This is a genomic window from Kroppenstedtia sanguinis (assembly GCF_050433445.1).
Taxonomy (GTDB): Bacteria; Bacillota; Bacilli; order Thermoactinomycetales; family DSM-45169; genus Kroppenstedtia; species Kroppenstedtia sanguinis.
In genome coordinates this window covers 27,633-49,491 of sequence record NZ_JBNPXF010000013.1, presented here as the reverse complement: position 1 = coordinate 49,491, position 21,859 = coordinate 27,633, and the positions used below count along the sequence as shown (strand labels likewise).

22 protein-coding genes and 1 pseudogene are annotated in these 21,859 nt (G+C 51.4%); 12 read left to right on the top strand and 11 right to left on the bottom strand.

The window, feature by feature from the left end; all coding sequences use genetic code 11:
* Positions 1 to 125: 125 nt before the first annotated feature.
* The 6 genes from JOD24_RS09515 (at position 126) to JOD24_RS09490 (ending at position 5,789) form a co-directional block, all read left to right on the top strand.
* Complete coding sequence (locus JOD24_RS09515) at positions 126 to 1,631, top strand: o-succinylbenzoate--CoA ligase (protein ID WP_429246803.1); 1,506 nt, start codon at positions 126 to 128, stop codon at positions 1,629 to 1,631.
* Entirely contained in the window at positions 1,628 to 2,734 is a 1,107-nt protein-coding gene (gene menC, locus JOD24_RS09510) for an o-succinylbenzoate synthase (RefSeq protein ID WP_429246802.1), read from the top strand. The genes JOD24_RS09515 and menC overlap by 4 nt, the downstream gene beginning before the upstream one ends.
* A gap of 129 nt (positions 2,735 to 2,863) precedes the next feature.
* A complete protein-coding gene (locus JOD24_RS09505) occupies positions 2,864 to 3,280 on the top strand; it encodes a hypothetical protein (RefSeq protein ID WP_429246801.1) in 417 nt (138 codons plus the stop codon).
* 490 nt (positions 3,281 to 3,770) lie between these two features.
* Positions 3,771 to 4,331, top strand: a complete 561-nt coding sequence (locus JOD24_RS09500) for a GNAT family N-acetyltransferase (RefSeq protein ID WP_429246800.1) — start codon at positions 3,771 to 3,773, stop codon at positions 4,329 to 4,331.
* Between the two features lie 73 nt (positions 4,332 to 4,404).
* Positions 4,405 to 4,713 (top strand): hypothetical protein, encoded by a 309-nt coding sequence (locus JOD24_RS09495; RefSeq protein ID WP_429246799.1) that lies wholly within the window; start codon positions 4,405 to 4,407, stop codon positions 4,711 to 4,713.
* 218 nt (positions 4,714 to 4,931) lie between these two features.
* Positions 4,932 to 5,789 (top strand): class I SAM-dependent methyltransferase, encoded by an 858-nt coding sequence (locus JOD24_RS09490; protein WP_380162895.1) that lies wholly within the window; start codon positions 4,932 to 4,934, stop codon positions 5,787 to 5,789.
* A 406-nt stretch (positions 5,790 to 6,195) separates the two neighbouring features.
* Here JOD24_RS09490 and typA read toward each other — a convergent pair whose 3' ends face one another.
* From typA to JOD24_RS09455, 7 genes are all read right to left on the bottom strand, one after another.
* The gene (gene typA / locus JOD24_RS09485) at positions 6,196 to 8,022 is read right to left on the bottom strand and encodes a translational GTPase TypA (protein ID WP_429246823.1); all 1,827 of its coding nucleotides are present in this window, start codon (positions 8,020 to 8,022) and stop codon (positions 6,196 to 6,198) included.
* A gap of 444 nt (positions 8,023 to 8,466) precedes the next feature.
* A complete protein-coding gene (locus tag JOD24_RS09480) occupies positions 8,467 to 9,591 on the bottom strand; it encodes a M20 family metallopeptidase (protein WP_380162896.1) in 1,125 nt (374 codons plus the stop codon).
* 13 nt (positions 9,592 to 9,604) lie between these two features.
* Positions 9,605 to 11,041: a YfcC family protein gene (locus tag JOD24_RS09475; protein ID WP_380162897.1), complete on the bottom strand. Its 1,437-nt coding sequence runs from the start codon at positions 11,039 to 11,041 to the stop codon at positions 9,605 to 9,607.
* 349 nt (positions 11,042 to 11,390) lie between these two features.
* The gene (locus JOD24_RS09470) at positions 11,391 to 12,791 is read right to left on the bottom strand and encodes a PTS fructose transporter subunit IIC (protein WP_429246798.1); all 1,401 of its coding nucleotides are present in this window, start codon (positions 12,789 to 12,791) and stop codon (positions 11,391 to 11,393) included.
* Between the two features lie 17 nt (positions 12,792 to 12,808).
* On the bottom strand, positions 12,809 to 13,267 hold the full coding sequence (locus JOD24_RS09465; RefSeq protein ID WP_429246797.1) for a PTS sugar transporter subunit IIA: 459 nt from the start codon (positions 13,265 to 13,267) through the stop codon (positions 12,809 to 12,811).
* 80 nt (positions 13,268 to 13,347) lie between these two features.
* The gene (gene pfkB / locus JOD24_RS09460; protein ID WP_429246796.1) at positions 13,348 to 14,295 is read right to left on the bottom strand and encodes a 1-phosphofructokinase; all 948 of its coding nucleotides are present in this window, start codon (positions 14,293 to 14,295) and stop codon (positions 13,348 to 13,350) included.
* Positions 14,264 to 15,049: a DeoR/GlpR family DNA-binding transcription regulator gene (locus JOD24_RS09455; protein ID WP_429246795.1), complete on the bottom strand. Its 786-nt coding sequence runs from the start codon at positions 15,047 to 15,049 to the stop codon at positions 14,264 to 14,266. Before JOD24_RS09455 ends, pfkB begins: the two co-directional genes overlap by 32 nt.
* An 809-nt stretch (positions 15,050 to 15,858) precedes the next feature.
* Between JOD24_RS09455 and JOD24_RS09450 the strand changes: the two are divergent.
* The 6 genes and pseudogenes from JOD24_RS09450 to JOD24_RS09425 all read left to right on the top strand — a co-directional run.
* Positions 15,859 to 16,008 (top strand): annotated as a pseudogene (locus tag JOD24_RS09450) (HNH endonuclease); the annotation flags it as partial.
* Between the two features lie 16 nt (positions 16,009 to 16,024).
* Positions 16,025 to 16,924: an SMI1/KNR4 family protein gene (locus tag JOD24_RS09445; RefSeq protein ID WP_380145933.1), complete on the top strand. Its 900-nt coding sequence runs from the start codon at positions 16,025 to 16,027 to the stop codon at positions 16,922 to 16,924.
* Between the two features lie 121 nt (positions 16,925 to 17,045).
* A complete protein-coding gene (locus JOD24_RS09440; RefSeq protein WP_429246794.1) occupies positions 17,046 to 17,915 on the top strand; it encodes an SMI1/KNR4 family protein in 870 nt (289 codons plus the stop codon).
* Between the two features lie 229 nt (positions 17,916 to 18,144).
* The gene (lplA, locus tag JOD24_RS09435) at positions 18,145 to 19,137 is read left to right on the top strand and encodes a lipoate--protein ligase (protein ID WP_380162903.1); all 993 of its coding nucleotides are present in this window, start codon (positions 18,145 to 18,147) and stop codon (positions 19,135 to 19,137) included.
* Positions 19,138 to 19,188: 51 nt separating this feature from the next.
* Positions 19,189 to 19,335 (top strand): hypothetical protein, encoded by a 147-nt coding sequence (locus tag JOD24_RS09430; RefSeq protein WP_380162904.1) that lies wholly within the window; start codon positions 19,189 to 19,191, stop codon positions 19,333 to 19,335.
* Positions 19,336 to 19,347: 12 nt separating this feature from the next.
* The gene (locus JOD24_RS09425) at positions 19,348 to 19,563 is read left to right on the top strand and encodes a GNAT family N-acetyltransferase (RefSeq protein WP_380162905.1); all 216 of its coding nucleotides are present in this window, start codon (positions 19,348 to 19,350) and stop codon (positions 19,561 to 19,563) included.
* A gap of 179 nt (positions 19,564 to 19,742) precedes the next feature.
* Here JOD24_RS09425 and JOD24_RS09420 read toward each other — a convergent pair whose 3' ends face one another.
* The 4 genes from JOD24_RS09420 to JOD24_RS09405 all read right to left on the bottom strand — a co-directional run bounded on the left by JOD24_RS09420 (position 19,743) and on the right by JOD24_RS09405 (position 21,854).
* Positions 19,743 to 20,180, bottom strand: a complete 438-nt coding sequence (locus JOD24_RS09420; RefSeq protein WP_380162906.1) for a peptidylprolyl isomerase — start codon at positions 20,178 to 20,180, stop codon at positions 19,743 to 19,745.
* Positions 20,181 to 20,334: 154 nt separating this feature from the next.
* Positions 20,335 to 20,883, bottom strand: coding sequence for a GNAT family N-acetyltransferase (locus tag JOD24_RS09415; protein WP_380162907.1), 549 nt, complete (start codon positions 20,881 to 20,883; stop codon positions 20,335 to 20,337).
* Between the two features lie 270 nt (positions 20,884 to 21,153).
* Entirely contained in the window at positions 21,154 to 21,327 is a 174-nt protein-coding gene (locus tag JOD24_RS09410; protein WP_429246793.1) for a DUF1259 domain-containing protein, read from the bottom strand.
* 92 nt (positions 21,328 to 21,419) lie between these two features.
* Positions 21,420 to 21,854 (bottom strand): SRPBCC family protein, encoded by a 435-nt coding sequence (locus JOD24_RS09405; protein ID WP_429246822.1) that lies wholly within the window; start codon positions 21,852 to 21,854, stop codon positions 21,420 to 21,422.
* Positions 21,855 to 21,859: the final 5 nt, after the last annotated feature.

Here is a 21,859-nt window from a genome sequence, read left to right as displayed (position 1 = left end):
TACATACTCCGATGAATCGAGAAGAGTGGATCCCTTTTCCAATTCGGGACAAGTGTCCTTTTCAGGGACCCTGTCGCTTCCGGGAAGGGGACCAGACATCACGATGACCAGAAAGGTTGTATTCCATGTTGCAGAGTAACGGGTTGGAAATGCCTCATTGGTTGGCCCAGAGAGCATCCTTGACACCGGAGCGGATCGCCCTGATCTGTGACGGGGAGGAATGGACTTTCCGCCGTTTGGAAGAGGAAGTGGGAAGGATGGCACGGCGGTTGGCCGGATGGGGATTGAAATCGGGGGATCGGGTAGCTTTATGGATGGGAAACGGTCTCCATATGGTGACGCTCATCCACGCTGTCACCCGTCTCGGAGCGGTGGTGGTGCCGCTCAACACTCGTCTGTCCCCAAAGGAAGTCGCTTGGCAGGTGGAAGATGCCGGAGTGCGGATGTGGGTAGTAGATGCCGATCATGAGTCCCAAGTGACGGCAGTAGAAGGTTCCTTGGGGCCGCTCACCTGGAATGAACTTACCCGCCTTCCGGAGGCGGAGATGGAACTTCCCTCCCGTCTTTCGCTAAATGATTTACATACGATCATGTACACTTCCGGGACGACGGGACTGCCCAAGGGGGTGATGCTGACTTGGGGAAATCATTGGTGGAGTGCCACCGGCTCGGTTCTCAATCTGGGGCTGGATGCTGAGGATCGGTGGCTGGCCGCCGTTCCTCTGTTTCATATGAGCGGTTTGTCCATCCTGATGCGAAGCCTCATCTACGGCATGACAGCCGTCATCCATTCCGCCTTTGATCCAGCCGAGGCCAACCGGAGCATCCGGGAAGAGGGGGTTACGATCGTCTCTGTGGTCGGGACGATGCTGACTCGGATGTTGGAGGAGCTGGGAGAGGGAATTTATCCGAATCATTTTCGGTGTATGTTGTTGGGGGGTGGCCCGGCACCGAAACCTTTGCTGGAACAGTGTAAAGACAAAGGTGTGCCGGTCTTCCAAACCTACGGGATGACAGAGACGGCTTCTCAGATCGTCACGCTGGCTCCGGAGGATAGTCTGCGGAAGTTGGGATCGGCGGGGAAACCGCTTTTTCCCTCTGAGCTTCGGATCGTGAAGCAGGGGTTGGATCTTCCACCGGGAGAGGCGGGGGAGATTGCAGTTCGGGGTCCCAATGTCACCAGGGGTTACTGGAAGCGGGGGGATGCGACGCGAGATACGATCCGGGAAGGATGGCTCTATACCGGTGATCTGGGATACTTGGATGAAGAGGGCTTTCTTTATGTATTGGACCGGCGCAGCGATTTGATCATCTCCGGCGGTGAAAATATCTACCCCGCGGAAGTGGAAGCGGTGCTGACTGCACATCCGGCGGTGGAGGATGCAGGGGTGATTGGTATACCGCACCAGGTATGGGGACAAGTGCCCGTCGGTTTTGTCCGATTGAAGTCGGGGACCGTTGCTGGAGAGGAGGAGCTGGTTCAACATTGCCGGGAGCGGCTCGCCGGGTATAAAGTACCTGTCCAGATTCATTTTGTGAGTCATCTGCCCAAAAACGCCTCCAACAAGCTTTTGCGTCGGGAGCTGTCGCGCTGGATTCTCAGGGAAGGGAATGGGGGTGAAGAGTTGTGATCCTCCGTCAAGTGACATTGCATCATGTTCGAATGACTCTGAAGACCCCCTTTTCCAACAGTCTTACCACCGTCACCGATCGGGAACTGATCTTGGTGGAGGCGGAGGATGAAGTGGGGCAAAGCGGTTGGGGAGAATGTGTCGCTTTTTCTTCTCCCTGGTACACCGAGGAGACGGTGGAAACCGCTTGGCATGTGATGAGGGATTTCCTGATTCCCCGTCTTCTTGGCACTCCTTTGCAACATCCAGGAGAAGTACCGGAGCGGTTTCGCGCCATCCGCCGTCATCCCATGGCTAAAGCCGCTGTGGAAGGGGCGGTCTGGGACCTTTGGTGCCGGGGGCAGGGGATCTCCCTCGCCAGCGCCCTGGGAGGAACCCGGGACCGGATCGAAGCGGGTGTGGCTGTTGGTGCCGCTGATCTGGATACGATGTTGGAGACGATCCGACAACGGGTGGAGGAAGGTTACCGACGAGTGAAAGTGAAGGTGAAGCCTGAGGCGGACGTCGAGGTTCTGGAGGGCATCCGGGAGGTTTTTCCCGAATTGCCGCTGATGGTTGATGCCAACTCCGCATACACTCTGAAGGATCTGAAGCACCTGAAACGGATGGATACTTTTGATCTCCTGATGATCGAACAGCCGCTGGCGGTGGATGACATCGTAGATCATGCGAGATTGCAAGCGGAACTGGTGACGCCGATCTGCCTGGATGAAAGTCTGCAGTCCTTTGAGGATGTGCGCAAAGCACTGGAGCTGGGCAGCTGTTCCGTGGTCAATGTGAAGGTGGGGCGGGTTGGCGGGCTGACGGAGGCCAAGCGAATCCATGATCTCTGTCAGGCGGAGGGAATCCCCCTCTGGTGCGGTGGGATGTTGGAGTCAGGGATCGCTCGCGCCCACAATATTGCCCTTGCCTCTCTGGAAGGCTTTAATCTTCCGGGGGACATCTCTGCTTCTAATCGCTACTGGGAGCAGGATCTGATTCAGCCGGAGGTGACTGTTGAGGAGGGACAAATCGCTGTGCCGGCAAGACCTGGGATCGGGTTTGAAGTGGATCGGGAGCGGTTGCAGGCAGTTCGTCTAGCTTCTCAGGTTTTTACCTGCTAAAAGTTGAGATCGATCGTTCGTTAGCGTCGGGGGTGGGTCTAGATTTCCCCCGACTTTTCACCATGCATAATTTCCGGATTCAGGGTAAAATAGAGAAGATATGATGAAAAAGCGAAAAGGGGGTCAAAGGTGTATAAAGCTCTAATCACCATTTCAATCTACTCCCTGGGTGCCGGTTTTTCAGTACAGCTCATTTTGTGTAGTTTGTATGTATCGGCCATAATAGTTCCGGAGGATCCCGTGTTGTGGTTTCTTCTTGCACTGTATGCGGTGTCAGAAACATGGTGGGTGGGTGTATTGTTGTTTGCAGGCTCCATCCCCCTTCAAGTGCTTGTATTTAGAAAAATGAAGCGGGAAGAGCCGGATGCGTATCCCTTGACAGCAGTAGGGATCGGAATCGGGATGTTGGCTTTTGCAGGGATGTGGTTGGAAATTTGGGATTGGCGATTGTTTGCCCTGATGGTGCCCGCTGCCTTTTTATTCGGAGGCATGTGGTGGAATCGGATCGGGTTGCCTCGCTTGGACGAAAAGGGAATCCCCCTCTGAGAAGCGTCTGAATGGTGCCGGTGGAAAACCGGCTTTTTTCATTTATGATGTGATTCAAATACAGGAGCATCAGGCGTGCTGTTTAGCCCTATTTTAGGCAGGAAATAAGGTCGGAATGGTGGGAGGGTGAAGAGCCTTTTCACCCATAGGGCACAAGTCTCGCCAGGGTCGCTTTCCGCTCCCGGGTCTCGCTATGCGTTCTTTGCGAGAGATCGAAGCCGTCCCACCCTCCCCGTCCCCTCAAGCGATATTCTACGATGGGAGTGCAATGGGAAGAGCGAAAGAATCATTTCGTTTCCAACATCTACTTTATGGTTCATCAACAGTCCTGACCTAATAATAATATATTATTTTTATGTCAATTTCATATATTCAGTCCATCTCTATTCCAAGCTCGGGTGTAGAGCGATATAATCGGGGTTGAGTAAGGTGAGTGGATATGGCAAGATCTGCCGTGCATTTATAGGAAAGGGGTTTAGTACCTGATAACATGTTGGAAAATCGAGGTGGAAGGAGCGGCGGAAACTTTGACCGCCAAACATTGAAAGTGCGAAGCTACCGTCCGGAAACGGATGAAGAAAGGGTGGCGGATTTTTATCTGGATTTCTTGCGGGGGCATTATCGCCTGTGGTCGGAATTGGTAGGAGAGGACTATGATGCCGAGCATTGGGAGCAAGTGTTGGTGAGGGAAGAGGCGGGGAAAAGATGGGCGAGGGAATTGCAAAACCGAGTGGAGGATCCTGATTCACTCCTCTTGATTTTTACTGCAGACCGAGACGAACCCATCGGCTTTTTGCTCCTGGAGATCCAGACAGACCCTCTCACCTTTTCTAAAAAAGGATTCGTTCATGGGATATTTTTACACCCAGACTACCGAGGTCGGGGCTGGTCCAGACAGATGTTGGCCTGGGGGGAGCGCTGGTTTCACGAAAAAGGGGTCAGCCCCTATCACGTTTATGTCACTAGCAATAATCTGGCAGCCATTAAATTGTACGCATCCATGGGCTATCGGGTCACCGATTATCGAATGACCAAGATCGGCAATTTTTAAAAGGCTTTGATCAGGAGAATTCTGGGTATAATTATTTCTGTGATCGAAATTCCAGCCGATGGAGAGAATGCCCATGTCTAACTTGATCAATCGTCAGATCCTGCTTGCAAAACGTCCCAAGGGCTGGCCGGATGACAGCATCTTTCGGTTGGTCGAATCTCCGATTCCGAACCTGGGGGACGGGGAAGTGCTGGTACGTACCGTCTACCTTTCCGTTGATCCGTATATGCGGGGGAGGATGAACGATGCCAAGTCATATACTCCGCCTTTTGAATTGGATGAGGTGCTGACCGGTGGGAGTGGTAGGGCAAGTCCACCATCCCGACCTTATTTCCTGCCTAAAATAGGGGTAATCAACATGCCTAGGTTAAGACAACTGTAATATTGATATCAAACTAGGCTGTTGATTGACCAAAAAACAGGTGGGTTGGGGTGGCGAGACCGGGAGCGAGGCGGATAGGCGCGACTTGTGCTCCTGTGGGTACACCGGAGCGTGGTAGAACAAGACCTCCCCATCCGAAATGTGGTTCTTCAAAAGGCCTGATATCAAGCTATTTCGTATCGAAGTTTCAAAATGAAATAAATAGGAGGGAGAACAACATGCATGATAAGCAACCCACGGAACCAGACAGCACGGCAGTACGGGTGGCGTTGTGGCGAGCTTTGCATGTACAGGTCGATTCACCACCCTATGTATTTGAAGACGAGGTCGGCCTGCGACTGGCTGCCCCAGAAGACGGATGGCGTCAACGCCCCGACATGGATCCAGAGGGAACCAGCGGCTTCCGTGCATCCATCGTGGCCCGTGCCCGTTTCATTGAGGAACTGGTTACCGAACAGCTCAGCCAAGGTGTGACCCAGTATGTGATCCTCGGAGCTGGCCTCGACACCTTTGCTCAGCGCCGGCCAGAGGTCGCCTCCCGGATGCGGGTCTTCGAGGTAGACCAGCCCGTCACACAGGCTTGGAAGAGGCAACGCTTGATCGAGCTCGGTTTTGGCATTCCCGAGTGGTTACGACTCGTGCCGGTCGACTTCGAAGCAGGTTGGTCCTGGGAGGAGCAATTAAAGGCCGCGGGCTTCGACAAGAGCCAGCCAGCTGTGGTGGCCTCTACCGGTGTCACCCAGTACCTCACCAAGGAGGCGATTAGGGCCACGCTACGCCAGGTGGCAACCCTGGCACCCGGTTCCACACTAGCCATGACGTTTCTGCTGCCGCTTGAGCTCACCGAATCCGAGCTGCGCCCTGGGGTTGAGGCGGCTTCGACGGGAGCGCGGGCAAGCGGCACGCCTTTCATCAGCTTCTTCTCACCGCCGGAGATGCTGGCACTGGCCCGCGAGGCAGGCTTCCGAGAAGCCCGGCATGTATCCGCGACCGATCTTAACCAGCGCTATTTTACCGGCCGCACCGATGGTCTTCGGCTGCCAAGTGGAGAGGAGTTCCTGGTGGCGACTACTTAGTGCCCCTGGGGATTTTGCACTCAGGGGAGTACAAGTCCCGGTCTCGCTATGCGTTCTTTGCAAGAGATCGGAGCCGCCCTACTATATCCTGTCCCCGCCTTGCTGAAAAACAAGATCAGAGTTGCCTGAAGGGGCCTTGAGTAGAGGCTTATAAAAAGTGAGCGAGAAAACCCAGGCCTTTAGGTTGGGTTGAGATGAAAGCGGGCGTCGTTCGGTGTCTCCCTTGTGGGGATCGCTGGGCCATTTCTCCAGGTTACTGGGAATACCCAAGAATCCCAAGTTTTCAGGTGTGTGGATTGTCCAAGAATCAACAAGCTAACCAAGCAACGTCAGCGAGTACTAGCATTACCCCCAAAAATAAACCCGGCACGCTGCTTTTTGCAGTTGCCGGGTTTTGTCTGTAAGTTTACTCTGCCTGTCCAGCATGTTTCATATGTTTACGACGCTGGTTTTTAGGCAGAATCCGTTTACGGATGCGGAAGGCCTGGGGTGTGACTTCCAATAACTCATCATCGGAGAGGTATTCCAGGGCATCGTCGAGGGAAAGGTTCTTCGGTGTTTCCAAGCGCAGGGCATCATCGGAGCCAGCGGCACGGAAGTTGGTCAATTGTTTCTTTTTGCAGACATTGACATCCAAGTCGTTTTCCCGAATGTGTTGGCCAATGACCATCCCTTCATAGACCTCGGTGTTGGGCCCGATAAAGAGCGTGCCCCGCTCTTGGGCGGCGTGCAGTCCATAGGAGTTGGCGTCGCCGGATTCCCAGGCGATCAGAGATCCGTGGTTTCGGGTCTGAATCTCACCGGAGTAGGGCTCATATCCGCCGAAGAGGGTGTTCATCAGCCCTTCTCCTCGAGTCGCCGTCAGAAACTGCTGATTAAACCCGATCAAACCCCGGGTAGGGACACGATAAGTGTAATGGACGGAGCCGTCATCCCGCAGTTTCATGTCTACCATCTGTCCTTTGCGGCTTCCCAGTAGTTCCACCACGGTTCCTTGGTATTCGTTACTCACTTCCACTTCAACGACTTCCACCGGTTCATGCCATTTGTCATTGATTTTCTTCAGGATCACTTCGGGCTTGCTTACCTCCAACTCATAACCTTCCCGACGCATGTTTTCAATCAGGATGCTGAGGTGCAGCTCTCCCCGTCCAGCCACGAGGAAGGTGTCAGGGGACTCGGTATCCTCCACATGGAGAGCGACGTCCCGCTCAGATTCCAGGTAGAGGCGTTCCCGCAGTTTCCGGGAAGTGACATATTCTCCTTCCCGCCCGGCGAAGGGGCTGGTGTTGACACCGAAGGTGACACGAAGGGTGGGTTCTTCCACCTGGATCGGAGGCAGGGGACGTGGTTCTTCCGGATCTGTGATCGTGTCCCCGATTCCCACATCCCCCAGGCCAGTCAAAGCGATAATATCGCCGGCGGTGGCTTCTTCCACTTCCGTCCGTTTCAACCCTTCGTGGGTAAACACCTGAGCCACCTTCAGGGAGTGACGTTTTTCCTCCCGGTCGATCCGCAGGACCTGCTGGTTTTTGCGGATGGTTCCGCTGTTCAGCCTACCGATCACAATTTTCCCTTTATAGTCGTCATAACCCATCAGGGTGGCCTGCATCTGAAGCGGAGCATCAGATTGGACCTGGGGAGCAGGCAAGTACTCCACAATTTTTTCAAACAGCGGCTCCAGGTTCTCCGTCAGTTGGTCTGGCTCTTCGCCGCAAATTCCATTCAGGGCACTGGCGTAGAGAACTGGGAACTCCGCCTGTTCTTCTGTGGCTCCCAAGTCGACAAAGAGATCGAAGGTGGTGTCCACCACATAGTCGGGACGAGCGTGGTTCCGGTCGATCTTGTTGACGACGACAATCGCTTTGAGACCCCGCTCCAAGGCCTGGCGGAGGACGAACTTGGTCTGGGGCATGGGCCCTTCCACAGAGTCCACGAGCAACAAGACTCCGTCCACCATGTTCATCACTCGTTCCACTTCGCCGCCGAAGTCGGCGTGGCCTGGAGTATCGACAATATTGATTTTCACTCCGTTGTAGTGAACGGAGGTGTTTTTGGACAGGATGGTGATTCCCCGCTCCCGTTCCAGGTCATTGGAATCCATGACCCGATTCGCGACACTCTGATTTTCTCGGAAGATATGGCTCTGTTTCAACATCGCATCCACGAGGGTGGTTTTCCCGTGGTCGACGTGTGCGATTATGGCTATGTTACGGATTTGGTCAGCTTTCATATCCAGGCGCGCAGGATGCGCTTCCCCCTTCAAACTAAGATCACCCGGCTCGCCCATGAACGGGACAGGGTCAGAGATTGACATAAACTCTCAGGGAGACATTATAGCACAGGAAGGGCTCCAGAGTGAAGAAAACATCTTTACCATAGGAAACAGATCCGATATAATATATAGAATTTGGGAAAGAAGCGGGGTCGGTGGGAGCAAAGGTCTTAGGGTCCATTGGGCGTGGGATCGTTGGTCGAAACCATGGCAGATACACAGAAGCCGGGAGGGTAAGATCTACCCTCTCGGCTTTTTCATTTTGCATAAGAATCAACCGATACGATTTTACACTCCTTCCCCAACGTGTAAGACATTCAGTTGGAAGGAGTTGCTGTTCCAATCGCCGCTTCAATTCAAAGCCCCCCATCTGTCAAGGTGGGGGGCTTTGCAGGTTAGGTTTTATAATTTGGCCAAAAGCTTGGCGAAGAGGGCGGCTCTAATGGGAAGCTGATCGATGAGAATGTGCTCGTATTCGGCGTGGGGGCCGTCACCCACCGCTCCCAGTCCGTCCAATGTGGGAATTCCGAGAGCAGCGGTAAAATTTCCGTCGCTTGCTCCACCCACCGACGCTTCAGTCAAATCGATGCCCAACTCCTTCCCACAATCGGCAGCCAAGCTAAACAGCTGTTCCGTCTGGGCGGTTCGCACCATTGGAGGCCGGTTGATCTCGCCTTCCACCTCGATCGAAACCCCATTGAGGTAGGGTTTCGCTTCGACGATCCGTTTTGAAATACGCTCTGCTTCCTCCAGCTTGCTGATCCGGACGTCGATGTCGATTTCCGCCTGTTCGGCCACCACATTGATACGGTTGCCGCCATGTGCAATGCCAGCGTTAATAGTGGTTCCCAAGGTATAATCGGTTAAGGAATGGAGGAACAAAATCTGATGTGCCATCTCCTCCACAGCGCTGATTCCTTCGGCGTGATGATTGCCGGAGTGGGATGCTTTTCCCTTGATCCTCATTTTAAAAATCCCGTTTCCTTTGCGGGAGGTCTTCAGAGCCCCTGTATGGGCGACAGACGGTTCCGGGATGAGCACGGCTTCGCTTTTTGACGCTTCCTCTTCGATCAGGGAGCGGGAGGTGCCACTTCCGATCTCTTCATCACTTGTGCAAAGAAATACAATTTTTTTATCCAATGGGAGCTCCAGTTCCCGACACGCTTTAATCCCCCATAGCGCCTGCACGATTCCCCCTTTCATATCCAGGATTCCCGGCCCGTATGCCTGGTTTCCCTTCACCTGATAGGAAAGCCTGCCGACATCCCAGACCGTATCAAAATGAGTCAGGATCAATACTTGGGAATCCCCCGAGCCATAGGAGAAACGAAGGTGATTACCAGTCTCCGTTTGCGGGATCACTTCCGCTTTCAGACCCAGGTGCTTTTGAAAAAGGGCTTGTAATCCCTTTCCGCAGTGGTCGACCCGATCCTTGTCATGAGAGGGGGACTCCCATCCGACCACATGTGCCAAATCTTCCAATATATCCTGCTGGTTTGTTTTCAGATAGCGCAAAACCTTATCCATTTCCATCATCCTTTCAATAGGGTCCCCACCCGATCGAGATACCAATGATTAAGAAAACGATATCCAATACCGCCCAGATCGCAAGCAGAGGCAAGATAAATCGCAACCATTTTCCATAGGAGATGCCACTGATGGCGAGAATACTCATCAGCACACCAGATGTGGGATTCATGCAATTGACAAGTCCTTCTCCCAGCATAACAGCTTCGACGGCGACTTGACGGGTAATGTTCAATAAATCGGCCAGCGGGACCAAGACAGGGACCAATACGACGGATTCTCCAGATCCCGAAGAGATCAGAAAATGTAATAATGCACTCACCAAGAACATGCCGATCCCACCTAAAGTGGGAGTGAGTGGATTCAACAGAGCTGCCAGATGATTTACGATGGTATCCAAAAGCTTTCCATCTTCCAGCACGACAGAAATCGACCGTGCCATCCCGATGATCAGCGCTCCGTTTATCAGGCCCTGACATCCTTGCAGAAAGGTTTTTGCGATCTCATTAGGACCCATTCGTGCGATCAATCCGACTCCGATGGCGATGAAGATGAAGATGCCCGCCATTTCATTTTCAGTCCACTTGAATAGGAGAGTGCAAATGATAAAAGAAAGAAGAGTGAGGCCGGCAAAGGACAAGATCAGTTTTTGTTGTAGGGTGAAGGTGGTTTGGTTGCCCAAGGCCTTTTCCGATTGTTCCTCATTTCCTGTGGAGGCGGGGAACAAGTCGGATCCTAAAATGCTTGCGGATGGGTTTCCCTTGATCTTGCGAGCGTAGCGGGAAATATATAAGATGGTGACGACTGTGGTGACCAGGTAGATCACGATGCGAAAGCCGATTCCGGAAAAGAGGGGAAGCTCGGCGATCCGCTGAGATAGACCCAGGGGAGAAGGAGTGGCGATGGTGGTGTTATACCCAGCATAGGTTCCCAGATAGATGAGAGCCACGCCAAAGAGGGCATCCAGCTTCATCGCTCTCGCGATCATAATCCCGAGAGGAATGAAGGCGATGACCGAGTTGACAATCACTCCCACCGTCCCCAGAAAGGAGAATAATCCGCTGACAAGAATAATCAAAAGGAATTCCTTATTGCCCAGGCGGTTGACGAGAGAGAGGATGGCTGCGTTCAAAGCTCCCGTTTTTTCGATCACTGCCATGGCGCCGCCTGTAAACAGCACTAATAAGATCAAGGGAGCTGCATCCACCATCCCGGTTTGGATTGCTGTGAAGAACTGGATAAAGCCGGTTGGATTGGGATCAACCGCGTGATAGCTACCAGGAATGGTGACGCTGATATCTCCCTTTTGCACTCGATCGAACTCCCCGGCTGGTACCAGATAGGTGGCAATTGCACAGAGAAATAAGAGGGAGAATAGGAGAACATAAGGGTTCGGTCTGCTAAACTTTTTGGAGAAATTTTTAACTGTGTTTGGGATGGGAGTTTTCATGAAAATAGCCTCTCTTTTCATCACATTGCTGGACTTTCCTATTTTTCTGTTGTACCAACAATTCAGATTCAAAAATAAATTAGTTTTATTTATACCATGAAAGACGATGGTTTGAAAAGAATCAAATATTGGTTATGGAGAGAGGTCTGTACGATTATAGTAATTTTTTGCCTACTCGCACTTTAACTTGGCCCTAAGAACTGGTTTTAAAATATCACACTCGGTTTGCAGAAACCCCTGTTTTTCGACGGTGAAATATGGGTTAGCTGAAACCGGAAATCAGACGTGATTCATAAAAAAAATAAAAAGCCGCAGTGTCATGTCAACGACTGCGGCTTTTTTGATCGATCTAAACTTCTTTTACCGGCTTCTTAAGAAGCATGACAAGAATAGCTGTCACCAATGCTCCGATGGCGATGGAGAGGATATAGGGCAATAGATGGGTGATCGCATGGGGGATGAAAAATACGAACACACCTCCATGGGGAGCCACCAAGGACACGTTGAACCACATGGAGAGGGCGGCTGCAACCGCTGATCCGATCATCATCGAGGGGATCACGCGGAGAGGATCCTTCGCCGCAAAGGGGATGGCACCTTCTGTGATGAAGGAAGCTCCGAGTACGAGTCCCGCCTTACCTGCTTCTCGTTCGTCGTGGGTAAACCGGTTCTTGCGGAGAAACGTCGCCAAAGCCAATCCGAGGGGGGGTGTCATTCCAGCTGCCATCACCGCTGCCATCGGGGTTTGGACGCCAGCTTCCAACATCGTGATCGCAAAGGTGTAGGCAGCCTTATTGAGGGGTCCTCCCACATCCAAAGCCATCATCGCTCCTAACAACAATCCGAGCAGGATGGCGGAGCCGGCTTGCATCCCCTTCAGGAAGTGGGTCAGTCCCTCTGTGATGGCGGCCATCGGAGTTCCGATGACATAAATCATCAACAGACCGACGATGAGGACTGAAAAAAGAGGAATGATGAGTACCGGTTTGAGTCCCTCTAACGTTGCCGGCAACTTCAGGTATTTTTTGATTGCAAGGGCTACATAACCGGCCAAAAATCCAGCCACAATCCCGCCGAGGAATCCGGAGCCGATCTGTGATGCGAGCATCCCTCCCACCAAGCCCGGTGCAATTCCCGGCCGGTCGGCGATGGAGAAGGCGATGAATCCAGCCAGTACGGGAACCATCAGCGCGAAGGCATTATCCTGACCGATTTGCTTCAGGGCCGCCGCCAGGGAGCCTTTCTCTTCAGCAGCATCAATTCCGAACACAAATGAGAGGGCGATCAACAACCCACCTGCCACTACGAAGGGGATCATGTAGGAGACCCCGGTCATCAAGTGTTTATAGATGCCTGTCCGTTCCTGGGATCGTTTTTCCTTCTGCTGTTGAACCTCTTTTGTATTGTTTTTTTCTGCAGAGTCCGCATCCGAGGCAGATTCGCTCTTTTGTTCGATAACCCGATCGATCAAGGCACTAGCATTCTTAATTGCGTCTCCCGTTCCCGTTTTCACGATCGGTTTACCGACAAAGCGGGTCTCATCCACCTTGGTGTCAGCGGCGATAATGACCCCCTCCGCACGGGCGATCTCCTCAGCCGTGAGTTCGTTTTCCGCACCGACGGAACCTTGAGTCTCCACCTTGGCTTCGTAACCCTTCTCTTTTGCTGCCTGTTCAATCGCTTCTGCCGCCATGTACGTATGGGCAATCCCGGTAGGACAAGAGGTGATCGCTACAATCCATTTGGCCATAGTTTACGACCTCCTTTTCAAGATGGGTCCATTTGGGACAATACGTGCAAAATATCCCCTTTGGTTTTGGCATGCATTAGTTCATCACGAAAGGATTCGTGCATTAGTTTTCGGGACAATTTAGCCAGGGTTTGCAGATGCAGATTGTCGGACTGCTCTGGAACCGCGATCATAAAAAACAGTTTTGCTGGGTGCCCGTCCAAGCTGTCAAATTCGACACCTTCGGAAGAGCGGCCAAAGGCGATGGCTGGCTCTATCACCGCGGCTGATTTACCGTGGGGAATGGCGACTCCAAATCCAATGCCTGTACTGCCTTGTTGTTCGCGAGCATGAATCGACTGTAGAAAAACATCTCGATCGGACAGTTTTCCGTCCTGTTCCAATAGTGCGGCCAACTCACGCAATACCTCGGCCTTGGTCTTAGACTGCAACTGTTCGTTGATTCGCTGTTCATTTACGAGTTCAGTTATTTTCATGGCTGGGATCTCCTTTGCTGATGTTCTCCTTTGGAAGGAATTAGAAGTGTTGTGATTTACATCGATCTTGGACGGTTTTTTCACAACTCTTCTAGCTGTACCTGTTTTTCCAGTGCACGGATTTCTTCCAAGGTTCCGAAATCCGTTCCACTCTGACTTGCGGCGGCTGTTCCCGAGGCTACGCCCCAAGACAAGGTTTTCGATAGGGGTCTTCCTATGATCAGTGACTGCAAAATGGCTGCCACCATGGCATCCCCGGCTCCTACTGTGCTTTTGGATGCGATGGGAGGGGGAGTCGCCTTCCAGTGTTCTTGTGGTGAGGAACCGATGGCTCCTTTTGCACCCAGGGACAGGAAGATGTGTGAAATTCCCTTTTGATGAAGAGCTTCGATCTGTTCGGAGAGGGTTTCGTTCCCCGGATTTAACTGCTGCATCTCCTCTTCGTTGGGTTTAATTAGAAAGGGACAAGCAGTGATTCCTTCCATGAGAGCCCTTCCACTGGTATCGAGGAGGACCTGCTTTCCCTGTTTTTTCAGCAGATGAATCATGTCGCGATAAATCGTTTCTGGAACGCCCGGCGGAATACTGCCGGAAAGGGCAACCCACTTGACTTGAGGGGGAAGGTTCTGTAATTTTTTCCACAATGAGCGAAGGGCGGAGGTTGGGACAGTGAAACCGGCGTCGTTTAATTCGGTGATCGCATTCGCTGAGGGGTCCCATACTTTTATGTTCTGGCGGGTTTCCCCGGGACAGCGGATCCAGTCTGTCGCAATCCCTTGCTGTTTCATACGAGATGTAAATAGGGCTTCATTGTCTTCTCCGATGAAACCCATCGCCATGGATGGAATCCCCAGTTGGGCCAAGGCTCGGGATACATTGATCCCTTTTCCCCCGAGGTCTGTTTGTTTATGATCGATGCGATGGGTCCCCTGTAAAGTGAAGGAATCGACGGTGAGTGTCTGGTCGATTGCAGGATTCAGGGTGACTGTGATGACTTCAAACAGTGGAACCATCCCTTTCTGTCGCAATGGTGATCTTTAATCCCAGGTCTGTCAATTCTTCTTGGATACGGTTATCGATGCCCCGATCGGTGATCAGGTTGTCGATGGAATCAAGGGAACAAACATGAGCGAAAGCGGTTCGACCTACTTTACTGGAATCGGCTAGCAAAAACACTTCCCGTGCCGATCGGATCATGTCCTGTTTCGTTTTCGCTTCCAATGGATCCGGGGTTGTTACACCACGGGTGCGATCCACTCCATTGGCACCGAGAAATAGTTTGTCCACGTTCAGCTGTTTTAACATCGATTCTGCATAGGGACCGACAGCGGCCAGTGTGCTAAACTTGACCATTCCCCCGATGAGGATGACGTCCATCTCTCCTTTGTCCGATAAAAGAGAGGCGATATGATAGGAATTGGTCACCACGGTTAAGTGGGAGTGATCGCACAACCCTTTGGCCAGATGTGTGGTGGTGGTCCCGGCATCCAACAGGATCGTCTCCCCCGGTTGGATGAATGGAACGGCTGCCTCAGCGATGGCAGCTTTCTCAAGCTCTTGAACCGACACTTTCTCCTGATAGCTGGGCTCGGCTTTTCCCTTTTCCAGCAAGATCGCCCCGCCATGTGTCCGCTCCAATAGGTGTTCATCTTCAAGTTCCTGCAGATCCCGACGAATCGTACTTTCAGATACACGGAAGTAACTTGTCAATTCTTGTACGGTTACACGCTCTTGTTGGCTGAGTAAAGCCAAAATGTGTTGTTTTCGTTCCTCTGCAAACAAGCAACCACCTCTTCACTGATCATGAATGATTGCGACTGTTTATGATTGATCGTGTCCAGTATACACCAAGTAAGCGCTTTAATCAAGCATAAACGAGCAGGAGGGATTCCTCGGTATAACAGAAAGTAGCAATAATCAGAGGAAATTAGTTAAAATGGAAATTCAGAGACGGCTACTTTAGCCTATTACAGTGGAAAGTGTGCTATTTTTAGCAGTAGCAAAGGAGGATCCATTTGCCTAAACAACTACTCTTTATTGTCGCTCCGTTCGTGTTTATAGCTAGTCTCGTCTTGTACAATCTCGTTTTTGCGGGCAATATAAGCTGGCTTGCACTTCTTTTCGCCGCGGTGATTTACTATGTGGTTGTCGGGTTTTTCTTCAACGTTTATAAGAAGCGATAAGAGAAACAAAAAAGTCCGCAAGGTTTATCTTTGCTAACTTTTTAAAGGTCCACAGATCCTTTCTATTCTCTGTCAGCCAAGCGTTTTGACCCATTTAGTTCGCTTTTGAGGGATCATCAATATAATTTATAAGGCGCGTTCATTATCCATATTTTAGGCAGGAAATCAGGTCAGGATGGTGGGACGGTGAAGAGCCTTTGCATTCTTTACAAGAGATCGTAGCCGTCCCACCATCCCCGTCCCCTCAAGCTACATTTTACGATGGGGGCAATCAGTCAAAACGGAATTTGGGTAATTTCGGAAATAAGGGTAATTAAAATAGAGCTTGTTATATGAAGGACTCTACTCTGTTAAGGCTTTAGTCTTATCGGTGGTAATCCTTTCTGATTATCAAGTAAGTGTAATAACAAGGATTTTAAAAATCTCGAAAATGGAAAGGACCTCCCCGGGATGACATGGCATCACCACCAGGAGCATGGTAGGATGCAGTTAGTGGAATCGGATGTGCATGATGTAGCAAGGCATATTGGTGGCGATGCCATATGGGGAAACAAATAGAAGGAGCGGATAGGAAGTGGGCCAATATATCCTTTGGGAGGATGGTAAAGAGCTTCCCCGGGATCGAATCACTGAAGTGGAAGAGTACCTGGGGATCCGCTTTCCCGAAGCGTATGTACGGATTGTGATGGAGCATAACGGGGCCTCTCCTATTCCCGGTGGCTACAGTTTTACCGGACCTGAAGGAGAGAGACTCGGAGATACGCTCTACTTAATTCCCTTCTCAGCGGAGAAAAGCGCGGAACGGCAAAACATTGTACTTACGTATTTTGACAGCTTGGAGAGAAGGAGGTTGCCGGAGAGGGTTTACCCCTTTGCCAATGGTTCTGGTGGGGATATGACCTGTTTTGATTACCGGGACGCACCCAATGGTGAGCCGCGAATCCTCTGGTGGTGTCACGATGAGTGGCCCAACCACAGAAAATTGCGATGGGGGGCAATCTATCCCGTCTGTGACAGCTTTTCCGAGCTGTTAGACAAGCTGGAACATGACTTTGAGTGGGTGGATGTCCGGGAACCGGTGAGCCGAGAGCGGATCCGGGAGGTGGAAAGGGAGTGGGGCGTCTCCCTGCCGGAGGATTATGTGGAGTGTGTGATGGAAAACAACGGGGGAAGACCTGTTCCCAACCGCTTTCGATCCGGTGAATTTGGCAAAAAACAAAAACATGTATTAAAGCGGTTGCTCTCATTGGATGGGTACGCACCTGAGATCCTGAGTGTGTATCAGCGTGTGCAGGGTCGGATCGCCAATGGGGTTTATCCGATCGCCGCCTGTGATGCGGAGGATTATGTCTGTCTGGATTACCGGGATGTGGGGCGTGAAGGGCCGAAGATCACCCTGTGGCAGCAGGAGGAAGATGAGTATCGGTCGGTGGCTGATCAGTTTATCATTCTGTTGGCGAAGTTTTATGACTGAGGGTCTGGCAGTGGAGAAGACGTGATGAAAATGCCCTTTCGGCCTCTTAAGCAGAGGCTGAAGGAGGTGAATTTGGCAGACCAACTGGAAAGGAGAGAAAAAGGGTGGATAAATTTGTCTTGTGGGAGGAAGGAGTGGGGGGGATGAAGAGAAGATTCCCTGGGAACATCTTGAAGAGGTAGAGGAGGAACTGGGCATCCGCTTTCCCGAATCGTATGTACAGATTGTGTTAGAACATAATGGAGGGATTCCCGTACCGGGGTATTATGAGGTGGAGGGCCCTAATGGAAAGAAAATATTGAATAGTATACAGCTGATTTTCTTCGAACCAGATGAATTCCCGGAAGAGGATAACTTTGTAAAAGAGTATCGCTATCATGTGAAAGAATATGGTTTTCCGGAAGGGGTTTACCCCTTTGCCGAAGGAGAGGGGTGGACTTGTTTTGATTACCGGAATGCACCCGATGGTGAGCCGAAGATTGTGTGGTGGAGTTACAAGCTGGATAAAAAGACGTTCTATCCGGTCTGCGATACTTTTTCCGAACTGTTGAATAAGCTGAGGTTTGAGTTTGAGTGGATCGACGTCCGGGAACCGGTGAGCCGGGATCGGGTCCAGGAAGTGGAAAAGGAGTGGGGCATCTCTTTGCCCGAGGACTATGTGCAGTGTGTGATGGATTACAATGGGGGAAGACCTGTGCCGGATAATCGGTTTTGGTATAAGGAGAGGAAGGGAATCTTTAACGGATTGCTCTCCTTTGACGGAGATGAGCCAGAGATCCTGACGGTGTATGATCGCCTGCGGGAACGGATCGCCGCAGGGGTGTATCCGGTGGGGCGAGTGAAGCGGCCGGGGGGGTATATTTGTTTGGATTACCGGGAGTCCTCGGGTGAAGAACCGAGAGTTGTCTTCTGGAATCTGGATGAAGATGTGTATTACAAGGTGGATGATCGGTTTGTGGGTTTCTTGAAAGGATTGATTCGATACGACTGAAGGTGGTTACTTTGTTATCATCCCCTCCCTCCAGGTTAAAGTCCGGGAGGGGATTTTTTCCACCGAAAAGAAGGGGGAGCATTGAAGGTTGGAATTGAACTGAGACTGGCAACACGGGCCGATCCCGCCTGCTATCTTGCCGACACATAACCCCTGCCCCCCAATTGCTTGTCCCTCCTACATTGACTACAATTAAGTAGGTATAAATGACACAGGGAGGCGAAGGGGTTTGCTGTTTATCGACAACCAGAATCACTACGATCCGCGGGTGAATCTCGCGATTGAGGAATATGTGTTGAAGCATCTGGATATCAACGAGACGTATCTCTTGTTTTATATCAATGATCCTTCCATCATCATCGGACGGAACCAGAACACGGTGGAAGAGATTCATGTGGACTATTGCCGGGAGCATGGGATCCATGTGGTCCGGCGGCTGTCCGGGGGCGGGGCGGTCTATCATGACCGGGGGAATTTGAATTTCAGCTTTATTACCAAAGATGACGGAGACAGTTTCCTCAACTTCCGCAAGTTTACCGAACCGGTGATCAAGGCGTTGAACCGACTGGGGGTCGATGCGGAGATGACCGGGCGCAACGACATCCAGGTCGGGGAGAAGAAGATCTCCGGCAACGCCCAATTCAGCACCAAGGGACGGATGTTTAGTCACGGTACGCTGATGTTGGATGTGGATTTGGGCCAAGTGGCGGAAGCTTTGAATGTGAAAAAGGAGAAGTTCCAGTCGAAAAGCACCAAATCGGTGCGGAGCCGGGTGGCCAATATCAGCGAGTTTCTGGATCGCAAGCTGTCTGTGGAGGAATTCCGCGAGATTCTGCTTCGCTATATCTTTGAGGGAGAGGCGGAGATTCCCCAATACCATCTTACCGAAGCGGACTGGGAGATCATCCATCAAATTTCTGAGGAACGCTACCGTAACTGGGACTGGAACGTCGGCCACTCCCCTAAATTTAATGTAGAGTATTCCCGGCGCTTTGAAGGGGCGGGAAGTATTGATGTGCGCCTGCAGGTGGAAAAGGGCATGATCGAGGGTTGTACGATCTTCGGCGACTTTTTTGGAGTGAAGGATGTCCGGGAGATTCAGGATCGGCTTACCGGCTGTCGCTATGATCGGGAGGAGATCGCCAAGGCTTTGGAAGGGATCGACATCGGGGAGTATTTCGGAAAGGTATCCAAGGAAGAGTTTATCGATCTGGTTTATTGATGTGAGAGCCGTGCCGGGGGATCCCCCGGCTTTTTTTAAGCGGAAGGGAGAATGAATTATGATTGGTATCGAAGAGTTGGGAGAAGCAGACTGGATCGAATGGGGGAGATTGATCGGTCGGAGGAGGTGACCTACCAATACCTGTTTCGGGAGGGAGAATTGCACCGGGAGCGGATCGATACTCAGGTGCCCACCTAGACACCGGAGACGATGGAAAAGAATCATCGCATGTTACTTCCCATCCTAAGTAAGGGCGGCCACTGTCTAGGAGCATTAACTGGGGACCGGCTGGTAGGGATGGCGGTGTTAGGCGGAGAGTGGATTGGAGAGAAGCGGGATCAGTTGCAGATGGCTTTTCTCTATGTAAGCCGTAAATATCGACGGCAAAGGATGGCCCGGAAACGGATGGGTGAGATCCGCCGATAGGCTCGGGAGAAACAGGCGAATCAACTCTACATTTCAGCGACTTGCATATGGTTGTCGGCTGGCCCCGAAGGTGGACCTGCGACTATATGCCCTGGAGCCTTTAGACATTCATCTGGTGAAAGACCTAAATTGACGAACACCGGGCTGTGATGAAATCCGCCCGGTGTTGCTTTTTTGGATTAATCTTCCCAGACCTGGACCTCTTTCATCCGGTCGCCGTTTTTCATGTTGAGGGCCACGTCCAGTCCCTGGGTTACTTTGCCGAAGACCGTGTGAATTCCGTCGAGATGGGGCTGAGCTTCATGAACAATGAAGAACTGGCAGGAGCCGGTATCTTTGCCGGCGTGGGCCATGGAAAGAGAACCGGGTTCGTGCCGGTAAGGGTTATTTTCTGTTTCGCAGGCAATGGTATAACCGGCATCTCCCCGTCCGTTGCCTAACGGGCACCCTCCCTGGCTGACAAATCCGGGGATGACGCGATGGAAGGTTAATCCGTTGTAAAAGCCTTCATCGGCCAGTTTGCGGAAGTTGGCTACGGTGTTGGGTGCGGCGTCGGGGAAGAACTGGATTTCAATCTTCCCGCCATTTTCCATTTCAATGCTTCCTTTGATGCTCATGATATTGCCTCCCTTCGGTGGACTTCCCCATTGTATCACAGTCAAGTCGTAGTGGATTCCGGGAAATGCATGTCCACGAATTTTCCCGGCAAGGGACGTAGAGCGAAAAAATAAACCCAGCCCCACCTCTCGTGGAGTCCGGGTTTGTTTCAGTTCAGTTGAGTATGGGCTCTTTCAGTTTCAGAACTTTGTCCGGATCGGCATAATTTCGGCCGTAATATTGTTTGGAGCGGTAGCCGTGGATTTGATTGCAAACTTGAGTCATCATGTCCAGGATTGATTTTTGTCCGATAGGCTGGGGACTCCAGTAATGGATATTCAGTGTAAAGGTGTCTCCGTCTTTGGTTTCCAATGCATACTGGATGCGATCGGCAATTTTGAATCCATTTCTCTGATAGAAACGGACCCGTTTTTGGGTATCGGCCACTTCAGGGTCTACAGGCTCCACCTCCAGCAGGATCGGTTTTCCTTTGGCCTTCAGTTTTTGGATCACCTGGCCTCCGACACCCTTGCCTCGCAGCTTTTGATTCACCAGCAGGTAATCCACAAAGACGAAGGAAGAGAATTCACCGTACAGGACGAGGTAGTCTTCCGTTTCCTCTTTGTGGTACATGTCCTGGTCGTGGATCAAGTCGCACAGTTGGCCGTAGGCTTTCATTTCTTCCTCGGGAAAGTACTTGTTAAGACGGTTATACCAATTCACAGAATGTCCTCCTGTTCAATTTTAGGCGGAGTCAAAAAGAACCGCCGACGACACAACTCTTACTTTAACATACTTTGGGAAATTTCCTGGGGAGACCGGTGGAAGCTGTGACAATCCATAGTTTATTTGGGGTTGACAAGAAGCTTGTCGGATTTTTCCTCCTGGAATCCTATTCCTTTTTTTAGGGTTAATAAACCTCATCATCAGGTCCATTTCTCCGGGTTACTGGAGATTACCCAAGAATCCCACGCCTTTTAGGCGTGGGGAGTGTCAATTTAACAAATTTAAAGCCTTTCTCAGTTTGATTGCGAATTGCACGGGGTTTTCGACGGACTCCAAATGAAGGTACATCAGGCGGGGTTTTTCAAACAACCAGTGATTGTGAATGGCGGTTACCAAAAAACCTCTTCGGCGGGCCGCATCAACAAAACAAGCCAAGACCATGGGATCCAGGTTTCGGTTTGTTTTTATGACTCTTCGATGTTTTTTTATGACGTCCCACCGCATGAGGTTTGAAGTGGCGTCGGTGCTGTTAGTTACCCCGACTCCACGATCTTTTTCATGATACACAGATTGTGAAACACTTCCTTTTTGATCCGGGGGACTGCCAAAGAGGCTAGCATGCCTTTAAAGCCCCTGGGTTTGAACCGGGCTTTGTTAGTGACCACCGTTGCCCCATCCTTGTCGGCAAAATTGTATTCCAAACCATAGGGAAAGGGTCCACCGGCAATGGACTCAACCGCAAAACGCTGCCCGGGAAGATGTTGCGTGACCACGATGTGATCCCGGGCTTCCTTGTTTGCAAACATTCGCACGAGAACATACTCGGAGCCGATGATGTCTTTTTTTCGCTGGATTTCCTCCACTCGGATGACAGCATAATTCCATTCCGTTGCCTTTTGAACATTGGCTATGTAAGCAAAAACACGCTCCCGACCTTGATTGATGACAACCTCATTTTGGAATCGGATAATGA

Excerpts from the sequence above, each read along its gene's own strand:
- JOD24_RS09430 (WP_380162904.1), top strand. The coding sequence starts at position 19,189 with ATGAATTATGATTGGTATCGAAGAGTTGGGAGAAGCAGACTGGATCGA.
- JOD24_RS09500 (WP_429246800.1), top strand. The coding sequence starts at position 3,771 with ATGTTGGAAAATCGAGGTGGAAGGAGCGGCGGAAACTTTGACCGCCAA.
- JOD24_RS09515 (WP_429246803.1), top strand. The coding sequence starts at position 126 with ATGTTGCAGAGTAACGGGTTGGAAATGCCTCATTGGTTGGCCCAGAGA.
- JOD24_RS09480 (WP_380162896.1), bottom strand. The coding sequence starts at position 9,591 with ATGGATAAGGTTTTGCGCTATCTGAAAACAAACCAGCAGGATATATTG.
- typA (WP_429246823.1), bottom strand. The coding sequence starts at position 8,022 with ATGAAAGCTGACCAAATCCGTAACATAGCCATAATCGCACACGTCGAC.
- JOD24_RS09495 (WP_429246799.1), top strand. The coding sequence starts at position 4,405 with ATGTCTAACTTGATCAATCGTCAGATCCTGCTTGCAAAACGTCCCAAG.
- JOD24_RS09490 (WP_380162895.1), top strand. The coding sequence starts at position 4,932 with ATGCATGATAAGCAACCCACGGAACCAGACAGCACGGCAGTACGGGTG.
- JOD24_RS09465 (WP_429246797.1), bottom strand. The coding sequence starts at position 13,267 with ATGAAAATAACTGAACTCGTAAATGAACAGCGAATCAACGAACAGTTG.
- JOD24_RS09410 (WP_429246793.1), bottom strand. The coding sequence starts at position 21,327 with ATGGTCTTGGCTTGTTTTGTTGATGCGGCCCGCCGAAGAGGTTTTTTG.
- JOD24_RS09420 (WP_380162906.1), bottom strand. The coding sequence starts at position 20,180 with ATGAGCATCAAAGGAAGCATTGAAATGGAAAATGGCGGGAAGATTGAA.
- JOD24_RS09475 (WP_380162897.1), bottom strand. The coding sequence starts at position 11,041 with ATGAAAACTCCCATCCCAAACACAGTTAAAAATTTCTCCAAAAAGTTT.
- JOD24_RS09425 (WP_380162905.1), top strand. The coding sequence starts at position 19,348 with ATGGAAAAGAATCATCGCATGTTACTTCCCATCCTAAGTAAGGGCGGC.
- JOD24_RS09470 (WP_429246798.1), bottom strand. The coding sequence starts at position 12,791 with ATGGCCAAATGGATTGTAGCGATCACCTCTTGTCCTACCGGGATTGCC.